The organism is Bacillus sp. H1a, from assembly GCF_000633475.1.
Taxonomy (GTDB): domain Bacteria; phylum Bacillota; class Bacilli; order Bacillales; family Bacillaceae_G; genus Bacillus_A; species Bacillus_A paramycoides.
On record NZ_AYMH01000045.1, the window covers coordinates 83,371 to 103,955 of the forward strand.

The 20,585-nt window shown below is 36.4% G+C and carries 22 protein-coding genes, 2 pseudogenes and 1 riboswitch; of the genes and pseudogenes, 14 read left to right on the top strand and 10 right to left on the bottom strand.

Features of this window, described 5'->3' with window-relative positions; translation table 11 throughout:
• Positions 1 to 116 precede the first annotated feature (116 nt).
• The 7 genes from bioA (at position 117) to U860_RS0121435 (ending at position 6,391) form a co-directional block, all read left to right on the top strand.
• Positions 117 to 1,505: an adenosylmethionine--8-amino-7-oxononanoate transaminase gene (gene bioA / locus U860_RS0121405; protein ID WP_025150112.1), complete on the top strand. Its 1,389-nt coding sequence runs from the start codon at positions 117 to 119 to the stop codon at positions 1,503 to 1,505.
• Positions 1,505 to 2,233 (top strand): dethiobiotin synthase, encoded by a 729-nt coding sequence (bioD, locus tag U860_RS0121410; protein ID WP_025150113.1) that lies wholly within the window; start codon positions 1,505 to 1,507, stop codon positions 2,231 to 2,233. Before bioA ends, bioD begins: the two co-directional genes overlap by 1 nt.
• On the top strand, positions 2,199 to 3,386 hold the full coding sequence (gene bioF / locus U860_RS0121415; RefSeq protein WP_025150114.1) for an 8-amino-7-oxononanoate synthase: 1,188 nt from the start codon (positions 2,199 to 2,201) through the stop codon (positions 3,384 to 3,386). The genes bioD and bioF overlap by 35 nt, the downstream gene beginning before the upstream one ends.
• Positions 3,383 to 4,123, top strand: a complete 741-nt coding sequence (locus U860_RS0121420; RefSeq protein ID WP_025150115.1) for an alpha/beta hydrolase — start codon at positions 3,383 to 3,385, stop codon at positions 4,121 to 4,123. Before bioF ends, U860_RS0121420 begins: the two co-directional genes overlap by 4 nt.
• Complete coding sequence (gene bioC, locus U860_RS0121425) at positions 4,089 to 4,898, top strand: malonyl-ACP O-methyltransferase BioC (protein ID WP_025150116.1); 810 nt, start codon at positions 4,089 to 4,091, stop codon at positions 4,896 to 4,898. The genes U860_RS0121420 and bioC overlap by 35 nt, the downstream gene beginning before the upstream one ends.
• 1 nt (position 4,899) lies before the next feature.
• A complete protein-coding gene (gene bioB / locus U860_RS0121430; protein ID WP_025150117.1) occupies positions 4,900 to 5,898 on the top strand; it encodes a biotin synthase in 999 nt (332 codons plus the stop codon).
• Between the two features lie 181 nt (positions 5,899 to 6,079).
• Positions 6,080 to 6,391, top strand: a complete 312-nt coding sequence (locus tag U860_RS0121435; protein ID WP_029953051.1) for a hypothetical protein — start codon at positions 6,080 to 6,082, stop codon at positions 6,389 to 6,391.
• Positions 6,392 to 6,428: 37 nt separating this feature from the next.
• Here U860_RS0121435 and ribH read toward each other — a convergent pair whose 3' ends face one another.
• The 5 genes from ribH to U860_RS0121460 all read right to left on the bottom strand — a co-directional run bounded on the left by ribH (position 6,429) and on the right by U860_RS0121460 (position 10,738).
• Positions 6,429 to 6,890: a 6,7-dimethyl-8-ribityllumazine synthase gene (gene ribH / locus U860_RS0121440; RefSeq protein WP_000230892.1), complete on the bottom strand. Its 462-nt coding sequence runs from the start codon at positions 6,888 to 6,890 to the stop codon at positions 6,429 to 6,431.
• Between the two features lie 18 nt (positions 6,891 to 6,908).
• Positions 6,909 to 8,102 (bottom strand): bifunctional 3,4-dihydroxy-2-butanone 4-phosphate synthase/GTP cyclohydrolase II, encoded by a 1,194-nt coding sequence (gene ribBA / locus U860_RS0121445; RefSeq protein WP_025150118.1) that lies wholly within the window; start codon positions 8,100 to 8,102, stop codon positions 6,909 to 6,911.
• Between the two features lie 12 nt (positions 8,103 to 8,114).
• A complete protein-coding gene (gene ribE / locus U860_RS0121450; protein ID WP_025150119.1) occupies positions 8,115 to 8,759 on the bottom strand; it encodes a riboflavin synthase in 645 nt (214 codons plus the stop codon).
• Positions 8,741 to 9,853, bottom strand: coding sequence for a bifunctional diaminohydroxyphosphoribosylaminopyrimidine deaminase/5-amino-6-(5-phosphoribosylamino)uracil reductase RibD (ribD, locus tag U860_RS0121455; RefSeq protein WP_025150120.1), 1,113 nt, complete (start codon positions 9,851 to 9,853; stop codon positions 8,741 to 8,743). Before ribD ends, ribE begins: the two co-directional genes overlap by 19 nt.
• A 309-nt stretch (positions 9,854 to 10,162) precedes the next feature.
• Positions 10,163 to 10,306, bottom strand: a riboswitch (FMN riboswitch).
• 189 nt (positions 10,307 to 10,495) lie between these two features.
• Entirely contained in the window at positions 10,496 to 10,738 is a 243-nt protein-coding gene (locus tag U860_RS0121460) for a CDGSH iron-sulfur domain-containing protein (protein ID WP_115610335.1), read from the bottom strand.
• A gap of 102 nt (positions 10,739 to 10,840) precedes the next feature.
• Between U860_RS0121460 and U860_RS0121465 the strand changes: the two genes are divergently transcribed.
• Complete coding sequence (locus tag U860_RS0121465; RefSeq protein ID WP_002173336.1) at positions 10,841 to 11,086, top strand: DUF2552 family protein; 246 nt, start codon at positions 10,841 to 10,843, stop codon at positions 11,084 to 11,086.
• 9 nt (positions 11,087 to 11,095) lie between these two features.
• Here U860_RS0121465 and U860_RS0121470 read toward each other — a convergent pair whose 3' ends face one another.
• Entirely contained in the window at positions 11,096 to 12,019 is a 924-nt protein-coding gene (locus U860_RS0121470) for an alpha/beta hydrolase (protein WP_025150122.1), read from the bottom strand.
• An 82-nt stretch (positions 12,020 to 12,101) separates the two neighbouring features.
• Here U860_RS0121470 and U860_RS0121475 point away from each other — a divergent pair, with 82 nt between their 5' ends.
• Positions 12,102 to 12,578, top strand: a complete 477-nt coding sequence (locus tag U860_RS0121475) for a GNAT family N-acetyltransferase (RefSeq protein ID WP_025150123.1) — start codon at positions 12,102 to 12,104, stop codon at positions 12,576 to 12,578.
• 114 nt (positions 12,579 to 12,692) lie between these two features.
• Complete coding sequence (locus tag U860_RS0121480; RefSeq protein WP_025150124.1) at positions 12,693 to 13,619, top strand: LacI family DNA-binding transcriptional regulator; 927 nt, start codon at positions 12,693 to 12,695, stop codon at positions 13,617 to 13,619.
• Positions 13,620 to 13,644: 25 nt separating this feature from the next.
• Here U860_RS0121480 and U860_RS0121485 read toward each other — a convergent pair whose 3' ends face one another.
• Positions 13,645 to 14,964 carry a Na+/H+ antiporter family protein gene (locus U860_RS0121485; protein WP_025150125.1) on the bottom strand — a complete coding sequence of 440 codons (1,320 nt, stop codon included), beginning with the start codon at positions 14,962 to 14,964 and terminating at the stop codon, positions 13,645 to 13,647.
• A 129-nt stretch (positions 14,965 to 15,093) separates the two neighbouring features.
• A complete protein-coding gene (locus U860_RS0121490) occupies positions 15,094 to 16,095 on the bottom strand; it encodes an alpha/beta hydrolase (RefSeq protein ID WP_025150126.1) in 1,002 nt (333 codons plus the stop codon).
• Positions 16,096 to 16,226: 131 nt separating this feature from the next.
• Here U860_RS0121490 and U860_RS0121495 point away from each other — a divergent pair.
• Positions 16,227 to 16,529 (top strand): annotated as a pseudogene (locus tag U860_RS0121495) (CopG family transcriptional regulator); the annotation flags it as partial.
• Here U860_RS0121495 and U860_RS36005 read toward each other — a convergent pair.
• Positions 16,489 to 16,761, bottom strand: a pseudogene (locus U860_RS36005) (ferritin-like domain-containing protein); the annotation flags it as partial. The pseudogenes U860_RS0121495 and U860_RS36005 overlap by 41 nt on opposite strands.
• 194 nt (positions 16,762 to 16,955) lie before the next feature.
• Entirely contained in the window at positions 16,956 to 18,545 is a 1,590-nt protein-coding gene (locus U860_RS0121500) for a 5'-nucleotidase C-terminal domain-containing protein (protein ID WP_025150127.1), read from the bottom strand.
• 210 nt (positions 18,546 to 18,755) lie between these two features.
• Between U860_RS0121500 and U860_RS0121505 the strand changes: the two genes are divergently transcribed.
• The 3 genes from U860_RS0121505 (at position 18,756) to U860_RS0121515 (ending at position 20,569) form a co-directional block, all read left to right on the top strand.
• Positions 18,756 to 19,019: a YqkE family protein gene (locus U860_RS0121505; protein ID WP_025150128.1), complete on the top strand. Its 264-nt coding sequence runs from the start codon at positions 18,756 to 18,758 to the stop codon at positions 19,017 to 19,019.
• Between the two features lie 68 nt (positions 19,020 to 19,087).
• Complete coding sequence (locus tag U860_RS0121510) at positions 19,088 to 19,612, top strand: GrpB family protein (RefSeq protein WP_025150129.1); 525 nt, start codon at positions 19,088 to 19,090, stop codon at positions 19,610 to 19,612.
• A 129-nt stretch (positions 19,613 to 19,741) separates the two neighbouring features.
• Entirely contained in the window at positions 19,742 to 20,569 is an 828-nt protein-coding gene (locus tag U860_RS0121515; RefSeq protein ID WP_025150130.1) for an aldo/keto reductase, read from the top strand.
• Positions 20,570 to 20,585: the final 16 nt, after the last annotated feature.

Here is a 20,585-nt window from a genome sequence, read left to right on the forward strand (position 1 = left end):
TTATCGTATGATAAGTTGTTCTTTTTTAAGAACCTTTTGATTTAAAAATAATTGACAGTCATTTAGATTTAATGTTAACTGTATTTATAAACTAGTTAACATTAGGGGTGACAATTGTGACTGTTAGTAGTAATACGAATGAAAAATTACCTTATACATATGAAGAATTATCGGAGAAAAATAAAGCCTATGTATGGCATCCATTTACACAAATGAAAGATTATTTAGAAGAAGATCCTGTCATTATTGAACGTGGAGAGGGAAGAAAGCTATACGATGTAAATGGAAATGAATATTGGGACGGTGTTTCGTCTATTTGGTTAAATGTGCATGGGCATCAAGTACCGGAACTAGATGAAGCAATTCGTGAGCAATTAAATAAAATTGCACATTCTACTATGTTGGGACTTGCTAACGTTCCATCTATTTTATTAGCAGAAAAAATAATTGATGTTGTACCAGAAGGCTTGAAGAAAGTATTTTATTCAGACTCTGGTTCAACCGCTGTTGAAATTGCAATTAAGATGGCTTTTCAATATTGGCAGCATAAAGGGAAACCGAGAAAACAAAGATTTGTTACATTAAAAGAAGCATATCACGGTGATACAATTGGTGCTGTTTCAGTAGGAGCAATAGACTTGTTTCACCAAATGTATAGTTCGCTCTTATTTGAAGCAATTAAAATGCCTTATCCGTATACATATCGTTCTCCTTATGGAGATAATAAGGAACAAATTGTGAAAAAACATTTAGAAGAAATGGAAGAGCTACTGAAAGAAAAACATGAAGAAGTAGCAGCGATTATTGTGGAGCCATTAATGCAAGGTGCTGGCGGGATGATTACAATGCCGAAAGGATATTTAAAAGGGCTTCGCGATTTATGTACAAAATACAATGTATTATTTATTACAGATGAGGTAGCGACGGGATTTGGACGTACCGGAAAAATGTTTGCATGTGAACATGAGAATGTGACGCCAGACATTTTAACTGCGGGAAAAGGTTTAACAGGTGGTTATTTACCGGTGGCGATTACGGTAACGACAGATGAAATTTATAATGCCTTTTTAGGAGACTATGAAGAACAAAAAACGTTTTTCCATGGTCATAGTTATACAGGGAATCCGTTAGGGTGCGCTGTAGCAATTGCAAATTTAGAACTATACGAAAAAACTAATTTAATAGAAGATGTTGCGTATAAAACGGAATATGTAGCAAAACAATTAGAAGCGCTTAATGAATATAAGCACGTAGGAGATATTCGTCAGTGCGGGCTAATGGTTGGCATTGAACTTGTTAAAAATAAGGAAACGAAAGAATCGTTTGAATGGACAGAAAGAGTCGGCGTTCAAGTGTGTAAACGTTCAAGAGAGTTAGGCATGATTTTACGTCCACTTGGTAACACCATTGTATTTATGCCTCCTCTTGCATCTACAATGGCTGAAATTGATGAGATGTTACGCATTTTATATAAAGCAATCTCAGATGTTACGGAGGAAGAATGATGAGTGGTTTCTTTATAACAGCAACAGATACGGAAGTTGGAAAAACTGTAGTGGCAGGGGCCTTAGCAGGTATATTTCGTGAGCGTGGGTATAATGTTGGTGTATTTAAACCGTTGCAAAGTGGACATGTTGCGTCAAATCCAGATGGGGATGCAGCAAGGTTAAAAGCATTATCGGGTGTACCGACAAAAGAAGATGAAATTTGCCCTTATTCAATTGAAGAACCACTTGCTCCGAGACTTGCCATGAAAAGAGCTGGAAGAGTCGTAAAGTTAAAAGATATTATTGCGCACTATGAAGAGTTATTAAAAGAGTTTAATAGCTTATTTGTAGAAGGAGCTGGTGGGCTTGCCGTCCCATATACAGAAGACGCTCTAGTAATCGATTTCGCAAAAGAGTTAAAGCTGCCTCTTATTGTAGTAGCACGTCCTACACTAGGAACAGTAAATCATACAATTTTAACAATAGCTTACGCAAAGGCACAAGGATTAACAGTGGCAGGTGTCATTTTATCTGGTTGTAAAGAATGTGAAATGGAAAGAGTACAAGAAAATAAAGAAATGATTGAAGAATTGAGTGGGGTACCGGTTTTAGGTTTATTACCATTCTTTGAAGGTGAGTTTACAAAAGAAGAAGTATTGGAATCGGCAAAAGAACATATTATGATTTCAAAATTAGAGGAGTTCGTCCAAAATGAATCAAATGTGGCGCACACATCTTCAATCTAAATTACAACAATTAAATGAGCAAGGGCAGTATCGCAATTTGCATGTGACAGAGCAAGCAGAAGAGACATGGCTTATTCGAGATAAGAAAAGGATGCTAAATTTAGCATCAAATAATTATTTAGGATTAGCTGGAGATGAAAGGTTGAAAGAAGCTGCTATTGTCTGTACAAAAAAATATGGAACTGGAGCGACAGCATCTCGTCTCGTTGTAGGAAATTATCCACTGTATGACGAGGTTGAGAGAAGTATATGTAATTGGAAAGGTACTGAAAGATCCTTAATTGTAAATAGTGGATATACCGCGAATGTTGGAGCGATTGCTTCGTTAGTTGGTCGTCATGATATTGTTTTTAGTGATAAATTAAATCATGCAAGTATTGTTGATGGAATTATATTAAGCGGGGCAGAACATAAAAGGTATCGTCATAATGATTTGGATCATTTAGAGAAGCTGTTGAAAATAGCGTCACCTGAAAAGAAGAAATTAATCGTAACAGATACTGTTTTTAGTATGGATGGTGATACTGCATATTTGAGAGGTTTAGTGCAGCTTAAAGAGAAATACGGGGCAATCATTATAGTTGATGAAGCGCATGCGAGTGGAATATACGGAATTAGTGGAGCTGGATTATCTCATATAGAAAAAGATATTGCTCAAAAAATTGATATACATATGGGGACGTTTAGTAAGGCTTTAGGGTGTTATGGTGCGTATTTAACAGGTGATGCAATTTATATAGAGTATTTACAAAATATGATGAGGAGCTTTATTTTTACTACAGCCTTACCACCAGGAACATTAGGAGCGATACAAAAAGCAATTGAGATTGTGAAAGAAGATCACGAAAGAAGAGAGAACCTTATAGCGAATGGTGCGTACTTCAGGAACCGTTTAGGAGAAGCAGGTTTTGATATTGGGAATAGCTCAACTCATATTGTACCGATTGTAGTCGGTTCAAATGAAAATGCCCTACGCTTTAGTGAAAAATTGCAAGAGATAGGCATTACAGCAATTGCAATTCGCCCGCCAACTGTTCCGGTCAATAGTTCCCGAATTCGCTTTGCAGTTACGTCACAACATACAAGGGCCAATTTAAGATGGGCAACGCAACATATTATTCGTATTGGTAAAGAAGAGGGGTTTTTAGTATGAAAGAGCTGAAGATTATTTTTATTCCTGGATGGGGAATGGAAGAAGAGGTTTGGACTTTAGTTCTGCCGTATTTTAAAGGATATTCTGTTCAATGTGTAGAGTGGCGTAATGTGAAAGAAAGTAGTGAATTTGCGGGGCGCATCATAGATGCAGCAAATGATGAAAATGTGATTTTAGTTGGGTGGTCATTAGGAGCGCTAGCCGCTATCCAATCTTATAAAAAGATTAAGGCAAAAGGTATAGTTTTAATAGGTGGTACTGCTAAATTTACAATTACTAGCGACTATACAAGTGGGTGGAATGCTTCATTTGTAGAACGTATGAAAAAGAATTTAGCAAGGCAGAAAGAAAGTACGCTACAGCGCTTCTATGAAAATATGTTTACAAAAAATGAGTTAAAAGAGAATAAGAATTTTGAAGAGCTTACAATGCAATTTAAAGGAGACACGATTCAGTCTTTGCAATTAGGTTTAGATTATTTAATAGAAACAGATATGAGAAATGAATTAACAGATATTAAAGCCCCGTTGTTACTCCTTCATGGAGAGCAGGATGTAATATGTCCATTGTCTGCAGCTCATAGTATGACGAAGAATACGAACGCTACGCTAAAAGTAGTAAGCGGGGCTGGGCATGCATTATGCATAACAAATTTTGAATATTGTGCAAATGAAATAATTCAATTTGTAGAGGGGATACGACATGATCAACAAAATGTTACTGCAAAAACGGTTTAACGGGGCGGCGGTATCTTACGATCAATATGCAAACGTGCAAAAGAAAATGGCACAATCGTTACTTTCTATATTGCAAGAAAGGTACAGTGAAGCATCATCGATACGTATTTTAGAACTTGGATGTGGAACTGGATATGTAACAGAGCAATTATCAAATTCATTTCCGAAAGCACATATTACAGCTGTTGATTTTGCTAATGAGATGATTGCAGTGGCGAAGGCTAGGAAACAAGTAGAGAATGTTGTATTTAGATGTGAAGATATTGAGAAATTAAAATTAGAAGATTCATATGATGTCATTATTTCAAATGCTACATTTCAATGGCTAAATGATCTAAAAGCGACAGTGAAAAATTTATTTAGCCATTTGTCTGAAGAGGGAATATTATTATTTTCAACGTTTGGTAATACGACTTTCCAAGAATTACATACGTCTTTCCAACGTGCTAAGAAAGAAAAGGGGATACACAATTGTACTTCAATTGGACAACGCTTCGTTTCGAGAGAACAGTTGGTAAATATATGCAAAATACCATTAGGAGATGTACATGTTTCTGAAACATGTTACATAGAAAGATTTACAGAAGTTAGGGAGTTTCTACATTCTATTCGAAAAGTAGGAGCGACCAATAGTAATGAAGAATCGTATTGTCAAAGTCCTTCACTCTTTCGGACGATGCTTCGAATATACGAAAGAGATTTCACGGGAAAAGAAGGGATAATGGCAACATATCATGCTTTATTTACGTATATAACAAAAGAGGGGAAGAGATGAAATGAAACAAGTACAAACAAAAAGGGATTGGAAAAAACTTGCATACGACGTAGTAGAAGAGAAAATGATTACGAAAGAAGATGCAATAGCGATATTAGAAGCTGATGACACAGAAGTTTTAGAAATTATGAATGCAGCTTATATCATTCGCCATCATCATTTTGGTAAGAAAGTAAAATTGAATATGATTATTAATACGAAATCAGGCTTATGTCCTGAAGATTGCGGGTATTGTTCACAGTCTATTATTTCAGAAGCACCGATTGATAAATATGCATGGTTAACGCAGGAGAAAATTGTAGAAGGAGCACATGAAGCAATTCGCCGTAAAGCAGGTACATATTGTATTGTAGCATCTGGACGTCGTCCGACGGATAAAGAAGTAAATCACGTAATTGGAGCAGTTAAGGAGATTCGTGAAACGACAGATTTGAAGATTTGTTGTTGTTTAGGTTTCTTAAACGAAGATCAAGCAGGACGTTTAGCAGAGGCTGGTGTGCATCGTTATAACCACAACTTAAATACACATGAAAATAATTATGATAGTATTTGCTCAACTCATACGTATGACGATCGTGTTGATACAGTTCAAAAAGCGAAGCAAGCCGGCATTTCACCATGTTCTGGGGCGATTTTTGGAATGGGAGAAACAATTGAACAACGTGCTGAAATTGCCTTTGAATTACAACGTATAGATGCAGATTCTATTCCTTGCAATTTCCTTGTTGCTGTAAAGGGGACGCCGCTTGAAGGACAAAAAGAGTTAACACCTGTAGAATGTTTAAAAGTGTTGGCGATGATACGTTTTGTAAACCCAACAAAAGAAATTCGTATTTCAGGAGGACGCGAAATCAATTTACGTTCTGTACAGCCGCTCGGTTTATTTGCAGCAAACTCTATTTTTGTCGGCGATTATTTAACGACAGCTGGACAAGAGCCGACTGCGGACTGGGGTATGATTGAAGATTTAGGATTTGAGATTGAAGAATGTGCACTATAATATAGATGAAAAGTAAACTCTTTTAAGAGTTTGCTTTTTTTGTAAATAAAATGTAATAAAAAGCCATTAACGCTTGATACTATTGCTTTTTAATCGAGAAAAAGAATTTTTGTGGACGAATTTTCCAAGCCCCAATTGTACATAGTAAAAAAGTAATTTATATTGGGTTGGAGGATTTTACATGCACAAATATATATTAGCTATTATGACTTGCCTTATTTTAATAAAAGCGATAAGTGCTGATCCAGTTAAGGCGGCTGAAAATCCTGAACAAAAAGAAATGCAACAAAGAATTGAACAACATTTTCGAACGAAAGCTGAGCATTTTGGACTTGAAACAGAAGGAAAAGATTTAAAAGAAGTGCGGAAAGAACTTACTATTATAGAAGAAGCGAAAAAGAGAGAAAATGTGTGGAGAACAGCACAAACTCTTCGTATAAAAACAGAAGGAAAAACGATGGATGAATTAATAGAAGATGTACGAAAAAGGTGAAAAAATAAAATAAAAAAAGAGGCCGTAGCCTCTTTTTTTAAGCCCATTGTTTTGATAAGTGAGCCATTTCGATTGCAGCAACTGCTGATTCATACCCTTTATTACCAGCCTTTGTACCTGCACGTTCAATCGCTTGTTCAATTGTTTCTGTCGTTAATACACCGAAAATAACTGGAATGTCCGTTTGTAGTGATAAAGACGCAACACCTTTTGCTACTTCATTACAAACGTAATCGTAATGTGTTGTAGCACCACGGATTACTGTACCTAATGTAATAACAGCATCATACTTTCCGCTATTGGCCATCTTTTTAGCGATCAAAGGAATTTCGAATGCACCAGGAACCCATGCAACGTCAATATCATTTTCTTCTACACCGTGGCGCTTTAATCCATCTAAAGCCCCGCCGAGTAACTTGCTTGTAATAAACTCATTAAAACGTCCAACAACAACCCCAACTTTTAAACCTGTACCAACTAAATGACCTTCGAATACCATATTTTATCTCTCCCTTAATTATAAGTTTAATAAATGTCCTAATTTGTTTACTTTCGTTTGTAAATACGTTTTATTTTCTTCTTTTGCTGGCATTTGCAACGGTACACGCTCGATTACTTCTAAATCGTAACCTTGTAAGCCAGCAATTTTTCGTGGATTATTCGTTAATAATCGTAACCTTTGTAAGCCTAAATCTTTTAAAATTTGAGCGCCAATACCGTAATCACGAAGATCTGCTGGGAACCCGAGTTTTTCATTTGCTTCTACAGTATCAAAGCCTTCTTCTTGTAATTTATAAGCGCGAAGCTTATTAAGAAGCCCAATGCCGCGTCCTTCTTGTCTCATGTAGAGAAGAACCCCTTTTCCCTCACGCTCAATTTGAGCAAGCGCAGCATGTAGCTGTGGTCCGCAGTCACAGCGGCACGAACCGAATACATCACCTGTTAAGCATTCTGAATGGACACGTACAAGTATATGATCACCTGTTGAAATATCACCTTTTACGAGTGCGATATGTTCTTTCGTGTCTAATGAGTTAGAATAGCCAATTGCATGAAACGTACCGAAATCAGTAGGTAATGTAATTTCCACTTCTCTCGTTACAAGCGTTTCATGATGGCGGCGATAAGCAATCAAATCTTCAATTGTAATCATTTTTATATCAAATTGTTTTGCGCACTGCAGTAAATCAGGTACACGTGCCATCGTCCCATCTTCATTTATAATCTCGCAAATGACCCCAGCTGGTTCTGCTCCGCAAAGTTTGGCTAAATCGACAGCAGCTTCTGTATGACCAGCACGACGCAAGACACCGCCTTCTTTCGCAATTAATGGAAAGATATGTCCAGGGCGATTGAAATCAGCACTTTTTGATGTAGGATTTAACAATTCTTGTATCGTAGTTGCCCGTTCGTGAGCGCTAATCCCTGTAGTTGTAGAAATATGATCAATACTTACTGTAAACGCAGTATGATGTGAATCTGTATTATGAGAAACCATTGGTTCTAACTGTAGACGCTCTGCACATTGTTCTGTAATCGGTACGCAAACGAGGCCACGACCGTGTGTAATCATAAAATTAATCGTTTCTGGTGTAATGAACTCTGCTAAAGCAATAAAATCGCCTTCATTTTCTCGGTTTTCATCATCACATACGATAACGACTTTTCCTTGTTTTAAATCTTCTAGAGCTTCTTCAATACGATGAAACATTGTGCTTCCCCCTTATAGAAATCCGTTTTCTTGTAAAAAGCTTTCGGTCATTGAATCTGTTTTTTTTACCGGTTTTGAAATAAAGCGTTCAATATATTTACCAATCATGTCACACTCAATATTTACGATATCTCCGGCTTTTTTTTCTCCGATGACAGATTCGCTTACTGTGTGTGGGATGAGTGAGATTGTAATTGAAGATTCGTCTATATCAAATATTGTCAAACTAGTGCCATCAACAGAAACGGATCCTTTATGCAAACAATAGCGTAATAATTCATCAGAAATTGCTATTTTGTAATAGATGGCATTGTAATGTTGTTTTTTAGTTAAAATCGTACCGATGCCATCTATATGTCCGGTGACGAAATGTCCACCGAATCGTCCGTTCGCAGCCATTGCCCGTTCTAAATTCACTTTGGCACTTGGCTTTAGCATACGAAGTGATGTTGCTTTCATAGTTTCAGGCATTGCATCGACCGTGAATGAAGTAGTCGTAAAATGAGTCACGGTTAAGCAAATCCCGTTAACTGCGATGCTATCACCTAACTTGACATCTGATAAAATTTGATTTGCGCTAATAGTTAACTTCATTGCTTCCCCACTTTGAGTCATGCTTGATATCGTTCCTAACTCTTCTACAATTCCTGTAAACATTCCGTCACCTCGCTTTTTAAGGTTGCAACAATTTTTATATCATTACCAATTTGTTTCATCTCTTGAATTGTTAAGGGAAGTGCATCTTGTAATTTTGAAAAACCATTTCCGCCAAATAAAGTAGGTGCATCTTTTCCACCGATTAATCTCGGGCTTATATAGGTCACAATTTCATTAAAACTATTTGTTTTTAAGAAACTTGCATGTACCGTTTGACCACCTTCAACGAATAGAGAAAGAATTTGTTTCTCCCCGAGTAGGGATAGGACATCTTGTACTTCAATTTGCTTCGTTTTCATTTGGAATACAGCTATATTGTTAGATTCATAAGATGCTATTTGCTCTTTATTTACATCCTTACCGACAATAATCCATGTCGGAGCTAAGCCATCTGTTATGACATGAGAAGATGGCGGCGTTCGTAAGTGGGTATCTAAAATAACGCGTATAGGATGTTTACCTCCGTTTGGAATTCTTGTTGTTAAGTGTGGATTATCAGTTATAACTGTATTCACACCGACAAGGATAGCATCATGCATATGACGATATCGATGAACATCAGCTCGCGCTTCTTCACCTGTAATCCACTTACTTTCACCGGTTACAGTCGCTGTTTTTCCATCTAAGCTCATTGCTGTTTTTATTGTTACAAATGGACGTTTCGTTTTCATATAGTGAAAAAAGTATCGATTTAATAAAGTTGCCTCCGTTTCAAGAACACCGGTAGTTACCTCGATTCCGGATGCTTCTAATCTCCTTTTTCCATTAACGGAAACGAGTGGATTGCAATCAAGGGTAGCAATTACAACACGCTGTACTCCTTTTTCAATGAGTAATTCACAACAAGGTGGTGTTTTTCCAAAATGGCTACACGGTTCAAGTGTTACATAAACGGTAGCGCCTTTTGCTCTTTCACCAGCCATGTGAAGAGCATGAACTTCAGCGTGTTCTTCACCAGCACATAAGTGAGCACCCATTCCAACAATATTTCCATCCTTTACAACAACAGCACCAACCATAGGATTTGGACTTGTTTGTCCTGATGTACCTTGTGCTAATTGCAAGGCAATTCTCATATATTCTTGATCTGTCATTCTCTTCACCTCTCCTGAAAAAATCAAAAAACCCCAAAGATATAAAATCCTTGGGGTTTGGGAGACGTGATTTCTAGAAATATAGTTCGAATACGAAAGTATAGGAAAGAAACCTAACGATGACTGATATTTTGGCATAAGGAAAAAGCCTAGCACAATATCGAGTTTTTCAAACGCTAGTCGTATCTTTTTATTTCAGTATAGAAACATAAGTATACAAAATAAAACATATATGAAGATTCAAAATGAACCTTTAAAAATATGCATACTGAAATAAAAGTGTATTCGCTATATATAATTACTAGAAAACATATCCTTCTCCCATCCAGACTATACTGTCGGCCCTAGAGTTTCACTAGATCCACCGTTTTCGAGTTGAAAACGGGTCACGGACTTAAAAGCTTTCGCTTCATCACCGCCGGTTGGGAATTTCACCCGACCCCGAAGGATGTTGTTTGCTCACATTATAGCACAAAAAAGAAAAAAGCATAGTAGAAAATGTTCGAATGTGAAGAATTGTGTGGAAATATATGTTGCTTTGAATGGAGTCAAAAGTAATAGAAATGTTGTAATGGGAAGGTGTGTACAGGCGTTGATTGAAAGAAAAAACATGCACAAAAAATGTGCATGTTACTTATAAAATTATTCTGCCTCTGGTGCTCTAACAACAGATTCGAATTTTCCTTTATGCGAAGCATCGCAATAAGGCATATTTTTTGATAGACCACAACGGCATAAAGAAAATGCCGGTTTTTCTGGAAATACATTCCCTTGTGAGTCGACTAATTCCACGTCCCCTGTAACGCGAAAAGAGCCATTATCATTTACTTTAATTTGTACTTTTGCCAACGTTATCCCTCCTTTCCAAACGCTTAATCTCATCATATAATCAGGGAGAGGACTTGACAATAAAAAAGAGTTCTTTGTACGGAAGAAGAGGGAATGTTATAATAGCTTTTATAACTGATTAGAGTAAGGTGACGAAAGATGGATAAACAATTACGAACACTACAAAATATTGCAAATGAGCGCACGTGGGCATCATTTTTGAATGATAATCATCCATATAGTTTACTTCATTGGTCAATCGCAGGTGTAGGACAAGAACCGAAAGATGTTTGGTTACTTCAAGATGAGGTGACCTTTCAAACGACGGAATTCCCAACGCTAGATGAGGCAGTAAAGTGGATTTCTGAAAATATGGAACAAGTTACAGACGTTTTAGCGCAGTAAAAAACAGGCTTATGCAAGCCTGTTTTTTGTTTCTTTTACATATGTGTTTAAAAATTTGTCAATGGCAGCTTCGTACTCTTCTTTATTTTCATTATAAGAGCAAGCGTGTGCACCATGTTCTGCAATATAAAGTTGTTTATTATTCTCCTTTGCTTCATAAAGTGATTTCGTCATATCAGCTAAAATATAGTCATCATCTTTACTATGAATAAAGAGAACAGGATTGTTAATATTTTTTATGCAATCAATTGGTGAAACTTCACGAATTGTATAGCCGTCACGAACTTTTAAAAAGGCATTTGCTAAAGGTAATAAAGGCCATTTTGGCAAATGAAATTCAACCTTTAAACGATGTTGTAATTGTCCGTAAAAATCAGAGAAAGGACAATCAGCAATATAAAAATCGGCACCATCTTCTACAAGTCCTGCATATTGAAGAAGGGTTGCAGCACCCATAGATTCACCATGAATTCCAAGTGTAATATTCGTTCCGAAACGACCTTTTAGCCAGTCAACTACTGATTTTAAATCATGTTTTTCATAATAGCCATAGCTTGTCGTTTTGCCACCTGTTTTACCATGGCGACGATGATCATAAATAAATACGTTATATCCTCTACTCAAAAATAAGTTTGCATACTTAACGGAATTCATTTTATTTACAGTCACACCGTGGCAAAAGATCATAAATTTATTGGAATGTCCAGCTGGCATGTAATATCCGTGAAGTTCGTATCCAAATTGAGAAGGGATGTGAATTTCTTCTTTTTGAATAGCATTAAAATCGTCCAAATGAAAATGTTTTTTCGTTTCGCGTTCTAAAACTTCTTCCTCTGTTTTTTTCTTCAAGTACATAACTTTATTTGTAAAGAAAATCCCAATAGCAGTTAGTGCACCTAGTATAGTAAACAATGCTGTAAAAAAACGTTTCATACTTTACCTCATCCTCCAAATACCTCTACATATGATACACTTACATTGTATCACAATGATATAAAAAGGGGAGAAATCGTGTATGGTTCATATACAAAAAATTACACCAGAAATGAAAGAAACAATTCAGGATTTTATGTGTGAAAACTGGGGAAGCTCAATGATGGTCTCACGGGGCAGAGTACATCGATTGGAAAAGTTACCCGGTTTTGTTGCGCTTCAAAATGACAGAATAGTGGGAATTATAACTTGTGAAGTGACAGAAAACATGTGTGAAATTGTATCGTTAGATAGTCTTGAAGAAGGAAAGGGGATTGGTACAAAACTGATGGATTGTGTATTGCAAATAGCAAGGGAGAATGGATGTAAAAAAGTATGGCTCATTACGACGAATGATAATATGAACGCACTTCGTTTTTATCAGAAACGTAACTTTATGATGACGAACTTATATATTAATGCGGTAAAGGAAGCACGAAAAATAAAGAAAGAAATTCCGTTTATTGGTTATGATAATATCGCGATTTCACATGAAATTCAGCTGGAGTATATTTTGTGAGTAAAGTGGAAGCTATGTAACAATTTTCAGAAATATAAAACAATAACCTTGACGAATGTTATATTTTGGTTTAGTTTAAAATTGTAATCTATTACCATATTAAGGGGTGACGATGTGGCAACTATACGTGATGTTGCAAAATTGGCCGGTGTTTCAGTCGCAACCGTTTCAAGAGTTATTAATGAAAAAGGATATGTCCATGAAGATACGGTAAAACAAGTAAAGCAAGCAATTGAAGAGTTACAATATAGGCCTAATGCTACAGCAAAGCCCTTATTTAAACAGCCTTCAACGATGGTTGTATTACTTGTAGATAATTTGCATAATCCATCATACATCACTTTGCTCCGTTTCGTTGAGGAAATAGCATATAAAGAAGGATATCAAGTAGTAGTTTGTAATATAGAAAATAAGAATAGATACATAGATATGTTTATGCAAAATAACATTGCAGGCGTTATAATGACGGAATCTGTTTTTCGAAGTATAGGAGAAATCTCACTTCCTTTCGTTGTGCTTGAGGAAAGGCAATCTCTTATGAGCTATTATGAAAGTGGGCAGAAAGCTGTTTCTTTATTAAAAGAGAAAGGCTGTCAGTTTTTTACTTATATTGGTGAGGGGGTAGAGAGTGAAGAAATGGAAGAGCATGTGGCAGGATTTTTAGACACTGCTTGGAAAGAAGGACTTTCTTATCGAGAGGAAATTGTACAAGGGTATACGAATCAACAGTTTCTTGAAATATTGCAAAAGCATCCGTACATAGATGGGATTGTAGCTTCGAGTGACAAGGTCGCTATTGAGCTAATCAGGGCGGCGAAAACTCTTAATATTCATATACCAGGTAAGTTGCAAATCATTGGATTTAACGGGAGTGTGGAGGGTGAATGGATAAGCCCATCGTTAACGACGATTGGAAGCCATATCGAAGAAAACGGAAAAATAGCTTTTCAGCAGTTAATTGGAAAAATAAAAGAGAAGAAGGTGGAACAAGAAGAAGTAAAAACAGAATGTAGATTCATTGAGAGAGAAACAACAAAGTAAAAGGTGCGTTTTTAAAACGCACCTTTTATAGTGTAATTGCGGCAATAAAGCCGAATATAAGTAACGGTATATTATAGTGTAGAAAAGTTGGAACACATGTATCCCATATATGGTGATGTTGACCGTCAGCATTTAAACCGGAAGTTGGTCCAAGTGTACTATCTGATGCTGGAGATCCTGCGTCACCTAGAGCACCAGCTGTCCCGATAATTGCGATTGTTGCCATCGGGCTAAATCCGAGCTGGATGCATAACGGCACGAAAATTGTTGTTAAGATTGGGATGGTTGAAAAAGATGAACCAATTCCCATCGTCACGAGAAGTCCAATAACGAGCATAAGAAATGCAGCGAGCGGTTTACTATTTCCGATTATATGCGCACTCGTTTGCACAAGAGATTCAACGTGTCCAGTTTTTCGAAGAACAGCGCCAAATCCAGCGGCAGAAATCATAACAAATCCGATAAAGGACATCATACGCATTCCGCTCGTTAAAATAGCATCGGCTTCTTTAAGAGGAAGACTACCGCTAACTGATAAGACGATAATACCTGCTAAGGCACCGAAAATCATTGATTCTGTTGCTAATTGAACAGTTAATGTAGCGATTATTGATAATAAGCCAAAAGTGATGCTTCTTTTCGTATAGGGAACGATTTCATTCTGTGCAGCATGAACGTGTTCTGTTTCATACGTACGTGGGTTTCGATATGTAATGAAAACCGCTACACATAATCCGATAATCATACCGATTGCTGGAATAGTCATTGCTTTTGGAATAAGTGCGACGTCAAATGTAAGGCCACTTTGCGCAGCATTTGTTTGCAATACGTCATGATAAATTTTTCCGAACCCTGCTGGAACCCACATGTAAGGAGTAGTCAAACCAAATGTAATAAGACATGTTACAAGCCTACGATCCACTTTCAGTTCATTTAATACTTTTAAAAGTGCTGGAATTAAGATCGGGATGAAGGCGATATGAACAGGGATAATATTTTGTGAGAAACAAGCCATTGTTAAAATAATAAATAATATAAGTATTTTAGAATAGACTTGTTTTTTTGTGTCTTGTTCGTTGCCAATCCATTTTAAGGCTGATTGGATCATTGCATCGGGAAGCCCTGTTTTTGAAAGGGAAATAGCAAATCCACCGAGCATTGCGTAGCTTAATGCGATAGGAGCACTGTTTCCGAGACCGGTTGTAAAAGTGCTAATTGTTTCTGAAATACCAAGTCCGCCGATAAGTCCGCCTGTTAAAGCTCCAACAATAATGGCGACAATGACTTGGACACGTAACAAACTAAGCAATAGCATGACTGCTACTGCGATGAGTACAGCGTTCATAATAAATGTAGTCTCCCTAATCTTTATTCTGTTAAGGCAAGTACATGTGAAGTATGCTATTTTGTGGTTACACATGCTTGCGACATATTATTATAAATTGTTTTCTGGAAAATGTAAAAGTGTCTTTCGTTATTTATGTTGAAAAGATAGCTCTTGTTTAATTGATTGTAAAGATTGGGCGAATAGTTCAGGCTCTTCTAAATCTGGAGAATGTGCCGAGTTTGGAAACCAAATCATCTTTTTAATAGGAGCTTGAATGATATCGCAATATTGTTGAACGAGTGCATAGGGAGTTTGATAATCATAGCGACCAGAACAAAAATAAACCGGAACAGCTAAACTTGAAATAGATGAAAAGAAATCGATTGTCAGCATCTCTTCCCATAGTACTCCAGACTTTAAATTTCCTGTGAGAAATTTGAACCAATCTAATATCGTATATTCAGGAGAAAAGAAACCTTTTCGTATGAAAGAAAAGGAAGATCCGTTTTGTATTGCTCCTCCAAATGTACCAAGCCACTTTCTTTGAATAATGAGACGTCGCGTATCTAAAAAGGGTGGTTTACCTAATTTTAAAAGAGAGGCTAGTGCTTTTTTATGGTCATGTTTTTTTGCCGAGTTAATTAAATGTTGAAATAGTAATTCCTCATTTTGCTTCATATGTACGATTTGACCGATGCCGATATAAGCCTCTATATATTCCGGATATTGACTAGCGATTTTCAGTCCGATAATACTCCCCCAAGAATGACCAGCGAGAAATAATTTTTGCTTATTGAACCTTTTAAGAAGATATTGGATGACTTCTTTTGCATCTGAAACAAATTGATCAATCGTAAAGTTCGATTGGATATCCCGCCATAAAAAGGATTTTCCTGCCCCGCGTTGATCCCAATTAATCACGATAAAATGCTTTTCTAACTCTTTCTGAAAATGTCGAATAAAGCCGATTTGAGCCATACCAGGTCCGCCGTGACAGCATAATAAAATAGGCTGATCCACATTTTGCCCACGTATAAGGAGAGATTGTTTCCGATCATTAATCATAACGCTTTCTATCGTAGCGATACTGTTAGGGATTAATTGCTTCTTTTCGTTATAAAACTGAGGGGTATGGCTACGAAAAAGCATATGTAAACCTCCTTTTCTTAAATGGTATGAATCGCACGGGCTCTTTCTTTTGCATATACTACTAGAAAATCATTGTATCATAACATACTGGTTAGATTTCAATCTTAGGCAATTAAGAGATGAGGGAGAATGTGACGATTGGAGAAATTATCGATTCTTTAAATAGACGTGAATCAATTGCTATTATAGCGAAACGGCTTGAAATGAGCCCATATACATTATCAAAGAAATTAAGGGTGGTTGGATATGAATATGATGGAGAGCAGAAGAAACGTATTTTTACAGGTGACGGAGAAGAACCACATCATTTGCAAATCCAAAAAGCTACTGCCCTTCAATATGTAAAAACAGACTATCAATTACTAATTTATGAACAATTACAAAGCATTTATGAATTACTAAGTAAAAATCAACAGAGCGTTGTTCATCTTGTATAGCGAATTCTAATCCGTTCAAATAAAGAGTTGGACATTCTTCAGTGATTTTGGGCTGAGGGTTGTTACCAGTTAAAAGGTTGTAAATTTGTACAAATTGGTGGGAATATTTTATTTCATCTTGCTGAATTTCAAGGATTTGATTTCGTTCATTCATTGCTTTCTCAATACTACGAATAGGTTTGTCGTTTTGTCGATATAAAGCATCCCAATTGTCTGGCCGGAAATACATATGAACCCTCTCAGTATAGTTTTCTGTATATTACGAGGAAATAAGGGGCTATGTGCTTATCTATTACTGCACTAGAAGAATACGATAATATGTATGACCATAAAAGAAGAAGCTCCTTGCATATAAAAGAAGAAGCTCCTTGCATATAAAAGGAGCTTCTTCTTTCGAGTGTCACGCACTAATTCGAATAATATTTAGTTGATTTTTTGAATACGTCCATCAATAATCGGCTGAATTGGTTCTTTCAATTGTTTTACATAAGCGACTAATGCTTCAAAATCGTTCGGACCAGTTTCAGCATTTTTTCCATTTTTAAAGGATACGAATCCATCACCGCCAGAAGCTAGAAAAGCATTTGCAACTACGCTATACGTTTTAGAGGAAGCTAATTCTTCACCATTTGTTAAACGGATATTAGTAACCTTTTCGCCATTTGGTTTATTTGCATCCCAAGTGTATTGAATACCTGAAATTTGGAGCATTCTCGTAGCTCCTTTTTGCCATTGTTGATTTAAAATATCACGAATATCTTGACCTGTTAAATCTACTTTAGTTAATTGATTTCCGAAAGGTTGAATGCCATATAATTCGCCCCATGTAATATCTCCAGCGTCTAGATCGTTACGAATGCCACCGGGATTCATAAGAGCGATTTGTGCTTGCATTGTTTGGCGCTGTGCATCGGCAATTAAATTTCCAAGAGTAGATTCACCAGCATCGTTTTGTTTACGGTCGATAGGTGCTGTGGATTTCCCTAAAACTTCATTTACAAGCGGTGCAATTTTTTCTTTATATTGATCTAATTTTTGTTTTACTTGTTTATCAGGCTCTACACCTTCATGGTACGTTGTAATAACTTCAGCTTTTTTCTTAACGATATCTTTTGTTTTTCTATCAATGGTTACATCTACGTCTGAGAAAGCCATTCCGTAAGAATTCGCTTGTACGATAAGTTTATTATTTACAGTACCATTTACATACGTATGACTATGTCCACCGAAAATAACATCAACTTCAGGGTCTGTTTCATTTGCAATACGGACGAGATCACCATTTGTTACACCAGTGTCATCAGTTGTACCTCCAACATGTGCGAGGACTACGATAGATTTAACGCCGAGACGCTTTAATTGTTGTGTGGATTTATTAATAGCTTCTACTTCATCAGTAATTTGTACATTTTTTAGCATAGTGGGCATAACGACATTTGGTGTATCCGTTGTAACAACCCCAATGAATCCTACAGGAACTCCATCAACCATTTTTACAGTAAATGGTGGTAAAAATAAGCGGCCAGTTGATTTATTATAGAAGTTTGCAGCGACATAAGGGAAGTTTGCTCCTTCGAAATTCCCTGTTTTTTCGTGATATCCACCGTAAATGAGGCGTTTCATTTCATCAATACCTTCATCGAATTCATGATTTCCAATTGTACCAACATCAAACTTTAAGTCATTTAAAAATTCAATAGTTGGTTCGTCTTGTAGTAAAGCTGAAACTGGTGGACTAGCACCGACAATATCTCCAGCATGCACAAGAAGTGTATTAGGATTTTGTTTTTTACGTTCTTTTAAATAAGTGGCTAAGTATTCAGCGCCACCAGCTTCTTTGTTATTAATTTTTTTTACAGTGTCTAGTTGTCCATGGAAATCATTAATACCAAGCATTTGTACGTCTATGTATCGGTTTTGTTCAGCAGGAGTCTGAGATGGAGGAGCGGCGAACACGCTTGAAAAAGTCATGGTGCTTAAAATAGCGACAGCAGGAATAATTTTTTTCCACATGATTAATTTCTCCTTTTTTATAATCTGACATCATACGACATAATTTTAATAGATTAATAGGATTATATCCACAATAAAAGTTAGTTTTTTCGAAAAATTAACATATTTACAAAAAATAAATAATAGAGAATGCGAGAGTAATGTACCTTTTTTATTGTCGATTTCACCGTGTATCCTCTATAATAGAGGAAAAAGTAAAAGGTGAGCAGTATGAAGAAAAAGAAACAAAGACAAATGCAAAGACAATCTCAAATGAATAAACCAGAGAAAGAATCACTTACATTAGGTGATCAATTGAACGATTCACTAATGCAACAATTAAAGAATAAGAAAAAAGAGTTGCAAGTGAGAGAAGAGAAAAAAGAGGCAGCTGAGCAAGAGAGAAAGCGTAAAGAGCAAAAAGAACGTGAAAAGAATAAATCATTTGAAGAACTGTTAAGTGAAAGTAATCTTACTTGGAAAGACTTTAAATAATAAAAAAATGATCAGTGAAATATCACTGATCATTTTTTTGACGAGTTTGTAAGAAAAGGGGAATTAAAATGAGAAAAATTGTAGTCGTTCCGTACGAAAATCATTGGAGTGAGAAATTCCAAATGGAAGCCGAAAGATTAAAGCTGGCGATGCCAGAAACGGTGAAAATTTATCATATTGGCAGTACATCAGTGCCAGGACTTGCGGCTAAGCCAATTATTGATATGATAATGGAAGTAGATAGTATTGAAAGAGTAGATCATTGGAATAAACAATTTGACGAGCTTGGTTATATTGTGAAAGGGGAAAATGGCATTTCAGGTCGCCGTTTTTTTATTCATGGAACTGAGGAGAAACGCTCGTATCACTTGCACGTATTTGAAAAAGGAAATTCTGAGATTACAAGGCATTTAGCGTTTCGTGATTATATGATGGCTCATTGTGAAGAAGCTGAGGCATATGCAACTTTAAAGAAAGAACTAGCCGAAAAATATACATATGATGGCACGCTGTATACAGAAGGAAAAGATGAGTTTGTACGTAATGTTGATGAAAAAGCAAAAGAATGGATAGAAAATAACGTGAATGACTGAGTTCACGTTATTTTTATAAGGTGTATAAAATTATTATGTAAACTGTACGTATGTTTTGACTTTTTGGATGAATCTTGTTGAAATAAAGTGGTGGTTTATAAAAATGTAACAATGAAAGGGAGAACGAATGTGCATATTCCAACAACTACACTTCATAATGGCGTGAAAATGCCGATGATTGGCTTAGGTGTTTATAAAGCGAAAGAAGGCGACGAAGTAAAACAAGCAGTAAAAAAAGCGTTAGAAGTTGGATACCGTTCGATTGATACAGCGACTGTATATGAAAATGAAAGCGGTGTCGGAGAGGCGGTTCGTGAATCAGGAATCCCGCGAGAAGACTTATTTATTACAACGAAAGTTTGGAACGACGATCAAGGATACGAGGAGACACTCGAGGCGTTTGAAAAGAGCTTAAAGAAATTACAAATGGACTATGTAGATTTATATTTAATCCACTGGCCAATTAGAGGGAAGTATGTTGATACGTACCGAGCTTTAGAAAAATTGTATGAAGAAGGTAAAGTGCGTGCGATAGGTGTTTCTAATTTTCATAAACATCATTTAGAACTGTTATTATCAAATTGCAAAGTGAAGCCGATGGTAAACCAAGTGGAACTGCATCCAATGTTAGCGCAATTTGAATTGCGTAACTTCTGTCAAAATGAGCAAATTCAAATGGAAGCATGGAGTCCATTAATGAGGGGCGGGGAAGTATTCGAGCACCCAATTATTCAGGATATTGCTAACAAATATGAAAAAACACCTGCGCAAGTTATATTAAGATGGGATATTCAAGGTGGGGTTGTGACAATTCCTAAATCTGTTACGCCATCTCGTATTGAAGAGAACTTTACTATTTTTGATTTCTCATTAACTGAAGAAGAGATGAATCAAATTAATACGTTAGATCGTAATTTACATGTAGGGACGAACCCTGATAAATATGATACGTTATAAAAAGACGCTACCAGTA